A 16,517-nucleotide genomic window follows, 5' to 3' on the forward strand; every position below is an offset into this window, starting at 1 on the left:
GACCTGTCCGGTCGATCACGGCGGAGGAGACCAACAGCGCCTGGATCACGGTGGAGGAGACCAACAGCGCCTGGTCGATGCCGGCGAGCGGGGTGACCGACGACAACGATCGACCGGACAGGCCCTGGGGGCGTCGACGAAGAGCGCGTGGAGGCGCCCTCTGCCCGTGGTCGCGGACAGCTGAGTCGGCTGTCTTCGGGCGTCGGCCGATGTGTGCCACCGGGGCCGGCGCGCGCCACCGGAGCGCCGTCAGCCGTGCGGCACCACGACGACCGGGCACGTCACCTGGTGGATGACCGTCCGCGCGGCGCGGCCCAGGCGCTCGCCCGCGCGGCGGCCGACGATCAGCAGACCCGCGCCGGTTGACGCCTTCAGCAGATGGTCGCCGGGGTGGCCGTGGACGACCTGTTCCGAGACCGGGGTGTCCGGGAACGTGTGGCGCCAGGGCCGCAGGGCGCCGGTCAGAGCCCGCCGTCGGGTTGTCTCCGGGTCGTGCGCGTCGCCGTCGGACGGGACGGCGCTCGCGCGACCGTCGTACGTGGGCGGGGTCCAAGCGTGCACCACGAGGAGCGGTGCCGAGCGGACCGCGGCGGCGGCGAAGGCGGAGCCGATCAGGTCGTCGGCGGGGTGTTCCACATCGACGCCGAGGACCACGGGGAGGTAGGGCGCGGCGCTCGGTGGCGCACTGCCGGGGGTGGACTCCCGTTCGTCCTCGGGGAGTTCACCAGCGCGGACGAGGACGACGGGGCATGCGGCGGCGGCCGCGACGGCCAGGGCGACGGAGCCGGCCAGGAATCCGGCCAGAGCGGTATGGCCGGTGCGGCCGCGGGAGCCGAGGACCAGTGTCTCGGACTCGTCGGCCGCCGCGAGCAGCGCGGGCACCGCGGGTGTCTCGGTGTCGAGCCCGGCGATGTCCAACGTCGGGTGCGCGTAGGCCAGTTGGATGGCCGCCCGGTCGAGTACCGACCTGGTGCACCCCGCGGGTACGTCGACGTCCGGAACACGCGCGGGTGCGCGGTGCCGGGTGCCCGCGTGCAGCAGACGCAGCGGGAGACGCCGCCGTCCGGCCTCGCGCGCCGCCCAGTCGGCGGCGTCCAGGCTCGCGCGCGAGCCGTCGATTCCCGCGGTGATGGTGCCGGTGCCGGAGTTCATGGTTGATGCCTCCTGTTCGCCGATGCAGTGCTGCGCGGGTTCCACGACGGGCGGGGATCAGTCGCACGGCGCCGGAGTCGATGCGAGCGGCCTACCGGCCGGGGGCGCGGGACCTGGCGCGCGGAAGCGTCAACTGGACTCGGCGCATGGTCGTATTCGGCGCACGGCCCGACGGACGCCCGCGAGCCGGCGCCCGTCGCCGGGTGCGACGGACGGTCGGCTGGCGACGGACGGTTGGCGGCTGGCGGGAGGCGGGAGGCGGGAGGCGGGAGGCGGGAGGCGGCTGGCGGCTGGCGGCTGGCGGCTGGCGGCTGGCGGCTGGCGGCTGAGCCGACTTCCCGGAGCGGGCATAGCAGGCCCTTGAGGGCGCACGTACGGTGTGATCACCGCACCCCGTATGCCGAAAGGTGGTCCTTGATGGCCCTGTTCGACCTCCCTCTCGACGAACTCCGCAGCTACCGCAGCGCGTCCACCGAGCCCGAGGACTTCGACGCCTTCTGGGCCAAGACGCTCCAGGAAGCCCGGGAGCACGAACTCTCCGCCCGCTTCGAGCCGTTCGAGACCCCGCTGAAGACCGTCTCGGTCCACGACGTCACGTTCGCCGGGTTCGACGGGCATTCGGTGAAGGGCTGGCTGACCGTGCCGGCGTGGGCGAACTCGCCGCTGCCCACGGTCGTCGAGTTCATCGGATACGGCGGCGGGCGCGGGCTACCGCACACGCATCTGCTGTGGGCGTCGGCCGGGTTCGCGCACTTCGTGATGGACACCCGCGGCCAGGCGAGCGCCTGGGGCGGCGGCGAGACCCCGGACCCGGTGGGCAGCGCGCCTGCCTTCCCCGGCTTCATGACGCGAGGGATCGAGGACCCGGAGACCTACTACTACCGGCGCCTGTTCACGGACGCGGTGCGCGCGGTGGAGGCGGCCCGCTCGCATCCTCTGGTCGACTCGGCGCGCGTCGCGGCGCTCGGCGGGAGCCAGGGCGGCGGCATCACCATCGCGGTGGGCGGCCTGGTGCCCGATCTGGCGGCGATCGCCCCCGACGTGCCGTTCCTGTGCGACTTCCCGCGCGCCATGACGATCACGGACCGTGCGCCCTACCGCGAGATCGGCAGCTACCTCAGGACCCACCGCGGCCGCACCGAGCAGGTGCGGCGCACCCTCTCCTACTTCGACGGGGTGCACTTCGCCGCGCGCGGCCGGGCGCCCGCACTGTTCTCGGCGGCCCTGGAGGACCAGACCTGCCCGCCGTCGACCGTCTTCGCGGCGTTCAACGCCTGGGCCCACGAGGAGAAGCAGATCGAGGTGTACGACTTCAACGACCACGAGGGCGGCGGCCCCTACCAGCAGGCAGCACAACTCCGCTGGCTACCCGCCCGCCTCTGACGCCGACCATCGACATGACCGGGCGGCACGACGATTCGTACGAATGCGGGAACTGGTACGGGAACGGGTGCGGGTACGGGTACGGAAGCGGGGTCCGGGCGCGGCGCGCGCGGCCCATGGCGTGGAGGGGATCCCGGTGCTGTAGGCGGAGGCGCACGCCATCCGGCCCATGCCGTTCAGGGACCCGTACCGCTTCCAGACGAACTCACCGCGTATATCCGGAGTCCCTTCACGCTCGAGAGCACGACCAAGGTTCGGCTCTCCGAACAGCGGCCGGTCGGGACGAACGCACGGTCGCAACCGAGTTCCGCGTCGTCGCGGAGGAAAACAGCCCAGCCGTCCACCGACGATCACAGGCAGCGACATCGACCGCGTCGACCGCCTGGACCGACCGCTGAGACCCGAGGTCGTTTCGATGGAGGCCCATGGTGGGGCGGTTGGGGCCGAGACCGGTCCCAACTGCCCGCCGCCTGGGAGCGCAGTTCCCTAACGGCAGGGAAGCGGGACAGGATGACATGGACCAAACAGTGCTCATTAGCCTTTATCCATGACTGAAGACGACGACAACCAGCAGGCAGACGCCCGGTTACGGCGCGCCCTCCGTACCCGGCAGACGGCCAGCGCGCAGAGGGCGAAGCGGCACCGGTCGGACTGCACGGGCGAGGCCGCCGCGATCTACTGCCGCATCTCTCATGTGAACGACGACGACCAGACCGGCGCGGAGCGCCAGGAGCGCATCTGCCGCGAACTGGCCGACCGTCTGGGCCTCGTGGTCACCGAAGACCAAGTGTTCGTGGACAACAACCGGTCGGCGTGGCAGCGGAAGCGCAAGCGTCCGGGGTGGGACGCGCTTCTCGCGGAGGCCGGTGAAGGCAGAGTGCGCCACGTCCTCACGTACCACCCGGACCGCCTCATGAGGCAACCGCGTGATCTCGAAGAGCTGTTGCAGATCGCCGACGATCACGACATCACCCTGCACGGCCAGGCGAACCGTCGTGATCTCTCGGACCCCGACGACCGGTTCTTCCTGCGCATCGAGGTGGCGCACGCCTGCCGCTCCAGTGACGACACGTCCCGCCGCCTGATCGATTCTGCATCAGCCACGTCGTCATGCCGAACTCCTGCAACCCGCGCAGCGTCTCGTACCCGTGCCACTTGTACAGATCCCGTCCGTAGGCTCTGACGAAGTCGGCGTACTGCTCGTCGGTCTGCCATCCAAGACCGTGGTGCTCGACGGCGGTGACCATCAGGTCCCACCCGGGATGATCGAAGCAGAAAGCCTCGAAGTCGATCAGGATCACTTGCCCTTGATCGTCGACCATGAGGTTCTGCACGTGGGCATCACCGTGCACCGGCCCCTTAGGCGTCTCGAACCGCAGCTCGTCGAACTTGTCACGCAGCTCCCGCCACCGCTTCCGCAGGAAGACCCGGTCATCCCCTGGAATCACGGCCCGATCGAGCCGCAACTCCTGCTTGTCAAACGGATCGAACGGCGGCAGCTCCAAGCCCGCTGGCAGCGTCGAGGAGTGCAGCTCTCTCAGGATCACGCCCAGCTCCCCGTATGTTGCCTTACGGTCCCCCTCCTTGATCAGATGCCAGAACGTCACGGGGTGCCCCCGACCGCAATCGCCTGCTCCAGATCCTCAACGACCCGCGCAGCGGGAAACCCTTCCGCCGCCAGCCACCGCGCCACAGCCACCTCGTTGCGCGACTTCGGCAGCCACTCTTCCCCGCGGGCCACCCGCACGATCACCGGCGCAGAAGCCAGCCGGAACAGCGCGTTCTCTCCGAGACGGATCAACTCCGCGCCTCTGTCGTTGAGCCCCGCAGCCCGGCACGCGGCAACCATCACCCGCGTAGCCTCCGCTGACGTGAACCCCTCGCCCGACCGAGCAGCGTCAACCGCCATGCCTGTACCAGCTCCCCTAGTCGCGCGCGGTCAACCAGCACACGCCTTCGGGTGACCAACGCGACGTGCGCCGGACACGACCTAGTGCTGGATTCCTCATTGGATGTACATATATCGGCGTCGCAGTAGGCGTGTTGGTGGTGCGGGTCTGCCCCATACCCAGGGCCGGGCTCGGGCGTTGAGCTGGGATGTTGCGAGGCGGGTGGCGTGTTCGATCTCGGCGGGCCCGGCGAATGACTGGCCGGCGAGGGCGGCCTTGCGGAAGATGCGCCACCAGCCTTCCTGGAGGTTGAGCCAGCAGGCGCCGACGGGGATGAAGACGTGCCGGATTCGCGGGTGATCCTCCAGCCAGGTCCGGGTGGACAGGCTGTTGTGCGAGGACAGATTGTCGGTGACGACGTAGATGTCCCCGGTGGGATTGGCTGCCTCGACCTTCTGAAGAAACTGCTGGTAGAAGACGCTGTTGCGGGAGGAGGCGGTCATGGTGACCTCGTGTCCGTCCCGTACTCGCAGGGCGCCGTAGACCCAGGTCTTCTCCGGTCCGCGACCGTAGTCGACTTCCGCCTTGATGCGGCGGCCGTCCGGCGACCAGCCCGGCGCCGGCGGAAACGTGCGGGGGATCACCGGTCCGAGCTCGTCGGCGCAGACGACCGTCGCGCCTTCGGGCGGGCAGGTGCAGAGCCCGATGATCCTGGTCCTTTTCCCTCGAAATCCGCGTCTCTCGAGCGGGTCCAGGACCGGGTGCGGCGCCAGCGCACCCCCTCGGCCAGCAGGATCCGGCGGACCTGGCTGCGGCCGACCTCGATGCCCAGCCTCCTGGCCTCGGATGCCAGCGCGTCAAGGGTCCACTCCGGTGGCCCGGACTCATCCTCCGCAGCCAGCTCGCCGTCCGCCTGCATGGTCAGGCGGCCAGGAGCCGGCTGCTTGACCAGGCCGATGATCCTTGAGCGTTCTCCCTCGGTGATCCGCCGTTTGCGGCCCTGCCCGCCCAGATCCTCCAGCCCGTGCAGGCCCAAGCGGTTGAAGCGGTGCAGCCAGCGGCGGACCGTCTTCTGACTGCACCTCAACTCGTCAGCGATGGCCGGGACGTACTCTCCGGCCCAGCTCAGCTCGACCATCCGTGCCCGCAGCACCAGACCACGCGGAGCCTTGCGCGCTCGCGACAGCCGAAGCACGACCCGTTCCTGGTTCTCGCCACGGCTCGACCGTGCCCGTAACACCACCGTCCGGCACCCGCCCCCGAGTACCCGAAGCACCCCGCCACCAGGACTTATACCCAGAAAATGAGGAATCCAGCACTAGACCGTACCGAACATTGGCATGGCAAAACGAGATGGGGGACTGGACCGCCGACGTTAACCCCTAAAATTCGCCGGGACGCCTTCCCACCTCTTCCACCAAAGCAAGCGCTTTGAACTCTCCATGATTCATTTCTTCGCGGAATGCCCTTGCCAGCGTTTCCCAGCGGGCTGCAATCTGGTCGCAGAACCGAGAAAGTTCCGCTGGAGAAGCCGGGCTAGAGACGTCGATGAGGCACCATCCTTGGCGAACTTCAAGGATCTGCCGCAACTCTTCAATTCGTCCATTTCTCTGCCTTTGAGCTTCCTCTACCTTGCCTATGAACTCTTCATCTCCGTTTACGGGCACATGGATTACAGGATCCGTACTATATACAGGATAAGGTACGGTGAATTCGTAAACTATCTCACTTGATGCACTATTGTGGCCAAACTTGCGCATTGCTCGAATCACTTCACAGCGCGTCTGCCAATGGCTCCTGTTCTCAACCAGTTTGGCCACAAGAGTCCACCCTTCCTCTTCCACCTCCAGCCACTCGCGAGGCTTTTTCGGTGTCAGACTTCCATTCAAACTCTGAGCGCTTCGGTGCTTCCATATGCGAGCAGCCATGGCGGCCGATCTCTCAATAATCAGCTGTTCATAATAGACCCTCTCAATATCGTGCACATTGTCTGGACGCAGCCGGTTTGGGTACCTCTCAGGGTAGTGCCGCTCCGCCCATCGGATGAATTCCGTCATTCTCCTGAGTCCGACAAGATCCGGATCATCCGCCAAAAGCCAAGAGCGGATGGAGCTGGCAAATCCGCTGTCTTGATTCTGTGAAGACAATTCGAGAAAATGCACTGCCCTCTCGGCCGAGTCATGGACCATTCTGCGAATCTTTCTTCCCTCCTCGTCTAGCCGAGCAGAAAAGTACCTTGTTCCATTTTGAGATTGTGCGTCCATGTCAGCTACACCTCCCCTCATTGGGAGTATGCAGGTAGAATAAATGCAAGCTGTATCGTAGTAGCTTTGCCAGTGGGGAAGCAGGCAAGGAAGCCGCATTTGACGTGATATGTCACGAGCTTCAATCGGCCAGAATATTCGCGCTTCCGGGAACTCGAATGCGCGCATAGCGTCCCAGATCTTCGCAATGACTGGATGTTTAACGACCCTGTAAGCTGATTTGTACTTAAGGCCGCGAAAATTGGAAGTTGATCCATGGCGGAGGGCGCGGGTCCAGCACCGCCGGACCGGATTCCCTACCAACAAGAGGCGCAAGGCGGCTCGGGGAATTTTTTGCTCCGGGATCCTCCGTGGAAGATAGTAAGCTCGCCTCAGTTTCTGTGCTCTGACTTGACCAATAAATTGGAAGAACTCTCGCTGGATCAGTCTCTCTTGCGTCGTTTCGAGTGGGTCATCAGGGAGGACGTCACGAACCTTTTCGGGAAGGCGCTGATCGGAGCATTTACCCTCGCTGTCTAGCCCTCCTTCTTGATCAACAAGATACTGGTGGAAACTTCCAAAATAGCCTTTGAACATTTCCCTGATGCGGACCCTAATCTCTTTGCATTCTTTCGCTCGTAGCCCCTTTATCTCGTCGTAAGGGGACCAGTCCGCACTCAGTCGCTCACCCATGGCCAGTAGAACCGCTTGGCGATATCTGGCCATGAGCAGGGGGGCTCTCCACCAATCACTGCGTATGGATACACCTTTACGGCGAAAATAGACAGGCTTCCTTCTGAACGGAGGGTAGACCTTCAGATCCCTATCCGATGGTGCAAGCATAATGGCGGCTTCGTATGTAACGAGCGCATCGATATGCATCCCTATCTGCTCCTGCAGCATGCCTACCTCGAGGCGAAGATAGGGATTGTGGGGATCGAGTTTCAAAGCTTCGTAGTAGTATCTAAGCGCCTCGTCAAATCGTCTTACATTCTTGCATTCTTGCGCTTTTTGGACATTCTTGAATAGTTGAGGCGGGACCGCGAGGCGCCGCCATGCCGGCCAAGGGGGCTCCTCCGCAAGCCTCGTCAGCGGCAACACGAAAGCGCACACTTCGTAAGCTGCTTGCTCTAGGGCCAGATCCCATGTCTCACCTGTGCAGGTGATCGGTTGACTGGCCCATTTCGGCAGCACTATCACCTGCACCGTCACGCCGCGCTTGCCGTCGGCGCTGTTGAAGAGTGCGCCGTTGACTTGGTATGCGTAGCTGACTTGTCCAGCAGCAAGTAGCCTTCCAATGCTTACAGCCAAACTTGCGCCGATGTTTCTTGTGTCTACAGCTGGACTGCGCAGTACTTCCGCAAAATCAATCTGCTGTGAACCTCCTGGAATCGGTTCTGGGGCTTGTATGCTCACCCGATTGAGCTTCTCTCGGAAGCTTGTCGTCAACCTATCAATCGACGCATTGGACCTTCTGGTTTCGTCTCTGAATGGGGGTACAGAAATGGGTCCGGGTGCACGTATCCTTCTGGACATGCCGATTCTGCGCCAGCAGTAGATTGCTGTCAGAAAAGAAATGCCGAGTATGAAGAATCTATAGGGCTTCAAAACCACCATAAGCCCCAAGATCGGCTTGTCTTTCCAATTTTCGACGTCTACCCCGAATGCCATAATTCCGCACGCTACAAGCGTGAAGGCTATAGCAAAGCCGACCGACCACAGGATAGGGCGGGGCTTCGGAGTAGAGGATTCAGCCCAGTGCCCCGGCTTTCTCTTTCTGCAGGACATGATGACCTCCGCAGCACGGTGCCCACCGGAGAAATGTCGCGCATAATGAGTCTACGTATTGATGTGTACAGTCGCATCTTGAGAGACTGCGCGCGCCGCGATTAGGTGACCTGAGAGCTCACCACTCGGTGAAGGGTCAATTTTTCGCCCCGTAGACAGTTGCCAATTCACCCTATTTGTCTCGTAGTGCCGAAAGGTTACCTCTGCCAATGTGTTGCGCCATCAAATCAGTGGCGCTTGTCCGCGGTGCAGCGGGATCGCTACCAGCGGCACATGCTGAGGACACATAGCCAGGCGAGCGGTCATGGCGCCTGAAAGGCTTCATGATCCTCACTTCCCGTAGAACGAATCCACAGCCGAAGACGTCCGTCGAGATCATCCCGGATGAAGTCTGTGAACGCGGCTTGACATGGATCATCATGCCGCGTTGACAGACCTCTATCCGTCGCCCGACGGGTCCGTGCACGCCTCTTCCATCGATCAGGTGTCGGCGTACATGTCGAAGTGTCCAGGCCGACAGGCAGGCGCATGGTCACCGCGCCGCACACGATGACGACGCCGCGCCCCGTGCTACCGCTTCGGCGGTACGGCCGACGCAGGAAGGTCCAGAACGCGGGCGAGGGCGACCGTGACGGCAGAGCAGTGGTCCGGCATCTGGATGGCGGCCCAATCGGCCGCCAGCGCGAGAAAGTCGACGAGGTCGCGCTCGGCAACGGCAAGCAGGTGCCGGAGCTCAGTGGCGGGCAGCTCGATCACCGGGCTGTCGCTCTGCTCAGCATTAACGGTGAGTCGGACGATGGTGCCGAAACGCTCCGCGATCGGTGACACGGGGTCGTGGCCGAACCCGAGCAGGCCGCCGTCGTCGACGAACCGCTGCCAGTCGCGCCAGTCCTCCAGCCCATCGCAGCAACCGGGCAGGAAGGTGACGCCTGTGGAGTTGTCGGTGACCCGCAGACCGCCGGCCGCGAACAGACTGTCGAAGGTCAGCAGTCCGTGAAGGAACGAGTCGAGTGCGGCGACCGGCCGAGGCGGACGATCGCCGTCAGGTTCGACGTCATTGCAGCCGGCAATGCGCATCACCGTCGTCCCGACCTCAGCGGGTGACAGCTCACCGCTGAGCGGCAGGAAACCGAACGGCTCGATCTCGGCGACAGGCCAAAGGTCGAAGCCGTCAGTGGTGGTCATCTCCAAGACGGGCTGCATCACGACGGCGACACGAGTAAACATGCCGCGCGCCGGCCGCGCTGCCGGCCGACTACCGCACCGGTCTGGTCCGACGCCGCGCACTGGACCTGTACGAGGCGGTCCCCGCCCAGCATCACGGTGAGTGCGCCGTGCGGGAGTTGCGGAACGCCCTGGCTGCCTGAGCAGGCAGACGGCGGCCCTCTTACCGCGGGGCCTTGACGACACCCGCCGACGACGTGGCCCTTCACCCCTTTACGGGTCAGCTTCCGGTCTGCTCCGGATAAGCCTTAGTGGCGACGTGACGCTCGTTGAGGGTGTGCCAGTCCCATCACCTGGGTGCCGTCCATCCGCGACAGGACATACCGGTCCCCCCGGTACCAGATCGCCTCCGACACCTTCTTGCCATTGGAGTAGGTACGGGTGACCTCTTGCTTCTTGCTGTGCTCGCTCTCGGAGTACGTGGTACGCGACACCTTCAGCGACTCGCTGATCGTGGTGCTCATGCTGGCGCTGGCGCCCTTGTAGGCGAAGCCGGCGTCCACCCCCACCGTGATGCTCGTGGTCTTCTCGATCGTCTGGGAGTTGCCGGTCTTCAGACCGACGGTCACCGTCTGCGTCACGGTGCGGGCGCCCGCACCACTGTGCTCGTAGAAGTACTCCAGGCTCCAGTAGCCGAAGCGCCGCAGGATGTACCAGGGGCTGTTCGCGACGCGCCACTGCTCGGTGTGGTCATCGATGAGCGAGCAGGGGATAGCCACCACCCCAACAAGTACCTCCTTGGTACGGTCCTCCGCGGGCCGGGAGTAACTGGTCAGCTCCTGGACGTCACCAATGCTGCTGTCGACCGGTTCCTTGAGCCCTGTGATCTCGCTGTAGGCGTGCGCCTGGGTGAGCTTCCAGCTCTGCGCCGACCGGTTGGCGTCACTCTGCAGGGGCTGCTGCTCCAGATTCCGGGCTTCGTCACCGCTGTAACCCGCCACGCCGACATACAGCGAGCTGCGGAGATTCTGGATGGTCCGGTGACCGCCGGAGTCCTCACGGATGGTCCACGTCTGGCTCGCCTGCTGGGTCGGGTCCGCGCGCAGAGACAGCTGCTCGAGCGCCGTCCAGTTGCTCGTGGAGAAGCCTGCGACGTTCAGGACCTTGCCACTCTTCTTATTGACGAAGATCACGTTGTCATTGTCCAGCGACATGACCAGCCAGGTCTGGCTGTCCCGCTCCGCAGAGGCGGTCCGCAGGTCCAAGATCTGGAGCTGCCGGGCCTCGTTGGTGGAGAAGCTCGCCACGCTCACGACCTTGCCGCTCTTCTTGTTCTCGATGATGTAGCTGTAGCCCGGAGGAATCTTTATCCTGCCCGCCTCTTCCCACTCGCCCATGGCCGCGCAGCGCCGGATGCCGGAGCGCGGCCGTCGCTCATTTCGAACTTGGCAACCGGCAGGCGCCGTCTACCGGATCACGCGGCGCTGTTCACCCGCGCGTGTCGTGAACAGGTGGAATCCTCATACCGCGGTGGCACCGAAACGAGCAGCCCAATGGACGCCTGCGTCAGCGCTCGCTGTCTCCATGCGCGAGCAGGTTGGCGAGCTCAGACGCGTGACCTCCATCGCGGCGAGTCCGTCACAACGGCCTCGCTGAAAGAGACATGGCCCATGCGCCTGTCTGAGCGCACACTCCGCCGTCGTCAAAGCCGCCACGGGACACTCGGACCGGAACCGGACGAGACAGCGCGGTGGGCGGCACACCGGAAGCCCAGGTCTCGGCCGCTGCCGCCTCGGGCTGAAAGGCCTGCCCCGTCAGCCGACCGGGACGTGCGCGGCGATCTCTTTGCCCATCGGCGCGCACCTCATGCTCCTCGGCGACCAGTGCTGGGCGGGCGTCGACTCCTCCGTCGCGGCGGAGCGGCGGCCGGGTGAGACGTCGCAAGCCCCGCCGTCCCACCCGAGGTTGTCCCTCAGTTACGTTTCCGGGGCAACCATGCCGTGTGGGTGACGAGGTAACCCGCACGACATGGTTGCGGGCGGAGCCGGGTAAGGCATGTCCGTGTTATCCCTACCCGAGTACACCTGTGTCCTGCGCGACTGCTTCGCCACCGACGGCTACCTGCCCCTGCCGGCCCTGGTGCCACCCGAGGTGCTGCCGATCCTCGACAGCGAGGTGCGACGGCTGGGAAAACTAGCCGCACGGCGAGACTTCGACATGGAATGCATGGATCGCTCGCCCCGCCACATGACTACACTCGGCGGCCACGTCATCGCCCGGGAATCCCAGCTGATCCCGCAGTTGTACCGCGACGAGCACCTGCTCGGCCTGCTCGGCCGGATCGCAGGCATTGAGGCCGTCCCGGTGAAGGACCCGCTCGAACGGCACGTCATCAACAGCCTCCACCAGCAGGGGGACACCCACGGCGCTCACACCGACGACTACCCCCTGGCCTTGGTGTTGTTCATCGAGGCACCTGCCGACCCCGCCCACGGCGGACTCCTGGAGTACGTCCCCCACACCGTCGACCTGGACACCCTGCAGACCAACACAGCCCTCCAGGCCCACCACCGGCCCGGCGACGGCTACCTGCTGCGCAGCGACGCCACCGCCCACCGCGGCACCCCGCTCCGCCACCCCGGCCTGCGCCGTACAGTCCTCAACTTCGCCTACACCACACCGGACCGGCAACGGGCTGTGACCCCTTCCAGCTCCCAGCTGTACTGATTACGGCACCGGCGTCCTGTGCTGTCTGCGCCGTTCCAGCGCGGCCATGGTGGTGGGTCGCGTCAGGCTCCGGTGCTCGCCCTGCCCAGGACCGCTTCGTAGGACACGTCGCTGAGGTCACTGCTCCGGATCTCGACTGTGACACCCTCGAGGGACCTCCTGAGGGCAACGTTTGAACTCGTGAAGATCATTCTCTGCTTGACCGTGGAGGTGTCCGGCGGCCAGAGGATGAGGACAATCCTGCGCCTCTCGCCTCTCGCCTTCCACCTTCTCGAACTCGAGGCCGTACACCGCCCACCGGCGCTCGCCGGCCGGGAGTTGGGCAAGGGACTTGTCGTAGTCCTGCTTCGCGCCGATGCTCAGGGGGACGATTTCCTGGTTGTCGCTGCTCAGGCCGTAGATTTCGCATTTCGTCGGTTCCCCACAGGTGTCGACCGGCCGCAGAAAAGGTCTATGAACACGGTTTGACATGGATCATCAAGCAGAGTTCACAGACCCTTTTCCGTGCCTGAAGGGATGCCATCCGCGCCTTTGCGGGCCTGGCCGGGCGACCGCGCGGCGGCCACCCAATGACCACCGCTTGCCTCATGCGTTCGATTGATAAGGTCGGCAAATGACCAGTCGCAGCCGCGACCGCCTCGCCGACGTCCGCGGCGTCGTGGCTACGCACATGCGCGACTATCGGATCGACTCCGTTGTGCCGCTTGGCGAGGGCCTGGACAACCTGGCATACGAGGTCAACGGTGAGCTGATCGTGCGCTTCAGCAAGGAGCCCGACCTGGCACGGCGGACCGCCCTGGTGGGCCACGAGGCCCGCGTGCTTGCCGCCGTAGCCGATATCTCGCCGCTGCCAGTCCCCGAACCGACGTTCACGGTCGCGGAGCAGGGATGTCTGGCGTACCACAAGCTCCCCGGCACGCCACTGTTGGATATGCCGCCGCACCAGCTATCGGCCCACGGCACGTCGATCGCCGCCACCCTCGGCGATCTGCTCACTGCGCTGCACGCTGTTCCGATCGAACGGCTGGCCGATCTGGTGGACGCGGACCACCAGCCGCTGGCCGAGTGGCGGCATGAGGCCACGGAGAACTATGTGGCGGTAGCCGGGCAGGTACCGGCGGCGTACCGCCGACCCGTCGAGGCGTTCTTGGATGCCGCACCACCGCACGATGAATGGACCCCAGCGTTCTCCCACAACGATCTGGGGATCGAACACGTTCTCATCGACCCGGTTGCATGGACGGTGACCGGCATCATCGACTGGAGCGATGCAGCCATCGTCGATCCGGCCTACGACTTCGGGCTTCTCCACCGTGATCTCGGCCCTGGCGCTGCCCGCGCCGCCATCAGCAGCTATCGAACCGACGCCAACGGCCTCGGGTCTCTCGGCGAGCGCGCCATGTTCTATGCCAGGTGCAGTGTCTTCGAGGACCTGGCGCACGGCATCGAGACGCAACAAGGCAAGTACGTCGACAAGAGTCTTGCCGCGATGCAATGGCTGTTTCCGACATAGCCGCCTCGCGTCGACCGAGCGGCCAAGGTCATCAACCCCCGTGCGGGTCCCAGCGCCCATCATGCTGTAGGTGAATGGGCTACGAACGTGGCTTGACATGGATCACCAAGCAGCGTTCACAGATCTATGCTGCCACGTGACCCATGGGTGATGCCGGCGGTTGTGCCCGGACTGCCGGTCAGGGACGCAGGTGGGCCAGTAGTTCTTCACCGGCGGGGGTATCCCTGCTCCTGGGGAAGCAGACGGGTCGCTGAGTCCAGTTCGCCGTCCCTGACGAGGGCGTGGATCTCGTTGGTGAGCGGAGTCACGTCACTGATGGACACGATCCAGTCGTCCGCGTAACGCGACGATGCCTCACCCGAGAGCCCCAGTTGTAGCGAGCGGTACGGCAGGGGACGCAGGTGCAGGTCGCGTTCGGGATCCCACTGGACACGGGCCGGTGCGCGCTTGAGGTCGCGCTGCCAGGCGCTGCGATCAGGATGCAGTCCGCGAACATAACTCGCCAGGCAGGCATGGCGCAGCGCCCAGTCGAAGCCGTCGCGAGTGATCTCGACGGCGAGGACGGTCTCCTGACCCTCCTTCGTGCCCCAGCCGGAGCGGTACATCATCCACATGAAACTGGGTTTGATCCACGTCATGCGGCCAGGCTTCCACGCGGCGGGGAAACGGCCGTCTCGGATGGCGGGCAGTCCGATCTCAGGGGAGTACGCCTGGTAGACGGTGATCGTGGACGCCGTGTGGAGCGCGCGGATCCTGCGGTGCGGTTCTTCCATGGCGTACAGCGTGGACTCGGCCAGGTCAGGTGACCACCGATTTTCGACTGCCACTGGTGGCGACGGCGCATGTCGGCCGCAGCACCGTACGCCTTTGGTGCCACACCTTGTTTTCAGACGCCTGCATTCACGCAGGATGGCTATGGGTGGCCTACGGTGCCCGGGCGATCCCCGTCGGGACAAGGCGCTCTCGGTCCGTCCGGCTGGGGTGATCAGTCTCGTGTGGCCGGTCAGGTTCCCCGGAGTCATCCAATGGTCTGTGAACACGGCTTGACTTGGACCATCAAGCCTCGCTCACAGACCCCCTTCGTGACCGCCTCCGTCCACGGCCCGGACCGACCCTGCTCGTCGTTGTCTACGGTGACTGCCAACTGTGGCGCTGTCTGGGGACATCGGCGCTCGGAGTGACGGGTTGTCCACGGGGGTAGGGCTCTATCCGAACGCGCCGTAGGCCGGGGGTGCACGTGGACGCGGAATTGTGGCTAGGGCCGCTGGGTGTACGCGCGAGGCGAAAAGACGGCCGGTCCTCGAAGAGGGGCTCCGACTCGCTTTGCAACATAGAGACGTTTTGCTGTCAGACCCTGAACAGTCCCGGGCGGAGTAAAGGTCTGTGAACACGGCTTGACATGGATCAGGCCCGCTTCCCGCGGCTGGGGAACCACGGAGGGCCAGGAGAATGTACTCGCCGCCGAGATCGAGTGTGAGGGCTTCACAGGGTCGCTGCGCGACATGTGTCGCCGGGCCATGTGCGCGGAGTGCACGAGATCCAGGCGTCATGGGCCGGTCATGGCGCCGGCGCACGTGGCCCGCCGCCACATGTCACCGCCCTCCGGGGGCGTCGATGGCCAGGACACGGTCACGCAGGACGGGGAGCTCGGAGCGGATCCGGGTGACCTCGGTCATGTCGGCGTCCACGGTCACCGTTTCCTCCGCCGTGCCGGCCTCACCCATGACGGTCCCCCAGGGGTCGACGACCACGCTGTGTCCGCCCTGCCGCATGCCTCCGTGCTCACCCGTCGCGCAGCAGGCCAGGAGGAAGACCTGCTCCTCCAGGGCCCTGGTGCGCGTGAGGAGCTGCCAGTGGCTGAGACGGGCCGCGGGCCATGCGGCGGGCACCACGACGAGTTCCGCGCCCGCGTCGAGCAGAGCCCGGAAGAGTTCAGGGAAGCGCAGGTCGTAGCAGATGGCGAGGCCGATGACACCGACGTCGGTGGGCACGGTGACGATGTCGTCGCCACCACCCATCAGGGTCGCCTCGCCGGTGTCGAAGCCGTACCGGTGGATCTTGCGATAGTGACCGCGCAAGTCGCCGTTCCGGTCGAAGAGCAGGGCGGTGTTGTACAGCGTCCCGTCCCTGTCGCGCTCGACGATCGATCCGGCGTGGAGCCACACCCCGGCCTGCCGCGCCGCGGCGGACATGGCCTCGGCGGTGGGGCCGTCCAGGCCTTCGGCATCGTGATCCCAGCGGTCGTACGACCACGCACCGGCCGCCCAGAGCTCCGGCAGGACCACCAGGTCGTCGCCCGTCCGACCGCGGACCAGCGAAGCCGCTCTGTGACGTCGCTCGTCGGCGGAGTCCGACGAGTCGACGGACAGCTGGATCAGTGAGGCACGCATGGCTGCCACCTCCGAGACCGTGTCCACCACGGTCCAAGGGAACCTGTCCCTACGAGCGTAAGGAACCACAGGCCCATCTCGCGCGCCGTGAGCGGACGGCCTTTCGCGCGCACTCCCCTGACGCCGCTGTCAGCACGCGCAGCCGACCCCGAGACCTGGCACCCGGACGGCGTCCACTGGGGACGGAGTGAGCGGATACCGCCCGCCTCACCGGTCGAGGGCTACTACCAGCATGGACCTGGCCAGAACCTGTTGGAGATGCAGCACT

At 65.3% G+C, this 16,517-nt stretch carries 13 protein-coding genes and 2 pseudogenes; 5 read left to right on the forward strand and 10 right to left on the reverse strand.

Annotated features, from left to right (window positions below):
* Positions 1–249: 249 nt before the first annotated feature.
* Entirely contained in the window at positions 250–1,152 is a 903-nt protein-coding gene (locus ACWD68_RS07640; protein WP_451805554.1) for a universal stress protein, read from the reverse strand.
* A 417-nt stretch (positions 1,153–1,569) separates the two neighbouring features.
* Here ACWD68_RS07640 and ACWD68_RS07645 point away from each other — a divergent pair, with 417 nt between their 5' ends.
* Positions 1,570–2,535: an acetylxylan esterase gene (locus ACWD68_RS07645; protein ID WP_451805555.1), complete on the forward strand. Its 966-nt coding sequence runs from the start codon at positions 1,570–1,572 to the stop codon at positions 2,533–2,535.
* A 547-nt stretch (positions 2,536–3,082) separates the two neighbouring features.
* The gene (locus tag ACWD68_RS07650) at positions 3,083–3,718 is read left to right on the forward strand and encodes a recombinase family protein (RefSeq protein ID WP_451805556.1); all 636 of its coding nucleotides are present in this window, start codon (positions 3,083–3,085) and stop codon (positions 3,716–3,718) included.
* Here the strand turns inward: ACWD68_RS07650 and ACWD68_RS07655 are convergent.
* From ACWD68_RS07655 to ACWD68_RS07680, 6 genes and pseudogenes are all read right to left on the reverse strand, one after another.
* A pseudogene (locus ACWD68_RS07655) lies at positions 3,624–4,444 on the reverse strand (aminoglycoside phosphotransferase family protein); the annotation flags it as partial. The gene ACWD68_RS07650 and the pseudogene ACWD68_RS07655 sit on opposite strands and share 95 nt — an antisense overlap.
* A gap of 96 nt (positions 4,445–4,540) precedes the next feature.
* Positions 4,541–5,134: an IS630 family transposase gene (locus ACWD68_RS07660; RefSeq protein WP_451805704.1), complete on the reverse strand. Its 594-nt coding sequence runs from the start codon at positions 5,132–5,134 to the stop codon at positions 4,541–4,543.
* The gene (locus ACWD68_RS07665) at positions 5,065–5,619 is read right to left on the reverse strand and encodes a helix-turn-helix domain-containing protein (protein ID WP_451805557.1); all 555 of its coding nucleotides are present in this window, start codon (positions 5,617–5,619) and stop codon (positions 5,065–5,067) included. Before ACWD68_RS07665 ends, ACWD68_RS07660 begins: the two co-directional genes overlap by 70 nt.
* 187 nt (positions 5,620–5,806) lie before the next feature.
* Positions 5,807–8,083 (reverse strand): hypothetical protein, encoded by a 2,277-nt coding sequence (locus tag ACWD68_RS07670; RefSeq protein ID WP_451805558.1) that lies wholly within the window; start codon positions 8,081–8,083, stop codon positions 5,807–5,809.
* Between the two features lie 942 nt (positions 8,084–9,025).
* Positions 9,026–9,640, reverse strand: coding sequence for a hypothetical protein (locus ACWD68_RS07675; protein ID WP_451805559.1), 615 nt, complete (start codon positions 9,638–9,640; stop codon positions 9,026–9,028).
* Positions 9,641–9,927: 287 nt separating this feature from the next.
* Positions 9,928–11,016, reverse strand: a complete 1,089-nt coding sequence (locus ACWD68_RS07680; RefSeq protein WP_451805560.1) for an RICIN domain-containing protein — start codon at positions 11,014–11,016, stop codon at positions 9,928–9,930.
* 658 nt (positions 11,017–11,674) lie between these two features.
* Here ACWD68_RS07680 and ACWD68_RS07685 point away from each other — a divergent pair.
* Entirely contained in the window at positions 11,675–12,346 is a 672-nt protein-coding gene (locus ACWD68_RS07685; RefSeq protein ID WP_451805561.1) for a HalD/BesD family halogenase, read from the forward strand.
* A gap of 62 nt (positions 12,347–12,408) precedes the next feature.
* Here ACWD68_RS07685 and ACWD68_RS07690 read toward each other — a convergent pair whose 3' ends face one another.
* On the reverse strand, positions 12,409–12,585 hold the full coding sequence (locus ACWD68_RS07690; RefSeq protein ID WP_451805705.1) for a hypothetical protein: 177 nt from the start codon (positions 12,583–12,585) through the stop codon (positions 12,409–12,411).
* Between ACWD68_RS07690 and ACWD68_RS07695 the strand changes: the two genes are divergently transcribed.
* Together ACWD68_RS07695 and ACWD68_RS07700 are read left to right on the forward strand one after the other, a co-directional pair.
* A complete protein-coding gene (locus tag ACWD68_RS07695; RefSeq protein ID WP_451805716.1) occupies positions 12,527–12,814 on the forward strand; it encodes a hypothetical protein in 288 nt (95 codons plus the stop codon). The two genes, ACWD68_RS07690 and ACWD68_RS07695, sit on opposite strands and share 59 nt — an antisense overlap.
* 145 nt (positions 12,815–12,959) lie before the next feature.
* Entirely contained in the window at positions 12,960–13,859 is a 900-nt protein-coding gene (locus ACWD68_RS07700) for a phosphotransferase family protein (protein ID WP_451805562.1), read from the forward strand.
* A 178-nt stretch (positions 13,860–14,037) separates the two neighbouring features.
* On the opposite strand, the pseudogene ACWD68_RS07705 reads toward ACWD68_RS07700, so the two are convergent.
* Positions 14,038–14,632 (reverse strand): annotated as a pseudogene (locus ACWD68_RS07705) (DUF4291 domain-containing protein).
* An 819-nt stretch (positions 14,633–15,451) separates the two neighbouring features.
* Positions 15,452–16,249: a carbon-nitrogen family hydrolase gene (locus tag ACWD68_RS07710; protein WP_451805563.1), complete on the reverse strand. Its 798-nt coding sequence runs from the start codon at positions 16,247–16,249 to the stop codon at positions 15,452–15,454.
* Between the last annotated feature and the right edge of the window lie 268 nt (positions 16,250–16,517).

The sequence above is a fragment of the Streptomyces sp. NPDC005141 genome, assembly GCF_053599975.1.

Excerpts from the sequence above, each read along its gene's own strand:
- ACWD68_RS07645 (WP_451805555.1), top strand. The coding sequence starts at position 1,570 with ATGGCCCTGTTCGACCTCCCTCTCGACGAACTCCGCAGCTACCGCAGC.
- ACWD68_RS07710 (WP_451805563.1), bottom strand. The coding sequence starts at position 16,249 with ATGCGTGCCTCACTGATCCAGCTGTCCGTCGACTCGTCGGACTCCGCC.
- ACWD68_RS07700 (WP_451805562.1), top strand. The coding sequence starts at position 12,960 with ATGACCAGTCGCAGCCGCGACCGCCTCGCCGACGTCCGCGGCGTCGTG.
- ACWD68_RS07680 (WP_451805560.1), bottom strand. The coding sequence starts at position 11,016 with ATGGGCGAGTGGGAAGAGGCGGGCAGGATAAAGATTCCTCCGGGCTAC.
- ACWD68_RS07640 (WP_451805554.1), bottom strand. The coding sequence starts at position 1,152 with ATGAACTCCGGCACCGGCACCATCACCGCGGGAATCGACGGCTCGCGC.
- ACWD68_RS07650 (WP_451805556.1), top strand. The coding sequence starts at position 3,083 with ATGACTGAAGACGACGACAACCAGCAGGCAGACGCCCGGTTACGGCGC.
- ACWD68_RS07675 (WP_451805559.1), bottom strand. The coding sequence starts at position 9,640 with ATGACCACCACTGACGGCTTCGACCTTTGGCCTGTCGCCGAGATCGAG.
- ACWD68_RS07685 (WP_451805561.1), top strand. The coding sequence starts at position 11,675 with ATGTCCGTGTTATCCCTACCCGAGTACACCTGTGTCCTGCGCGACTGC.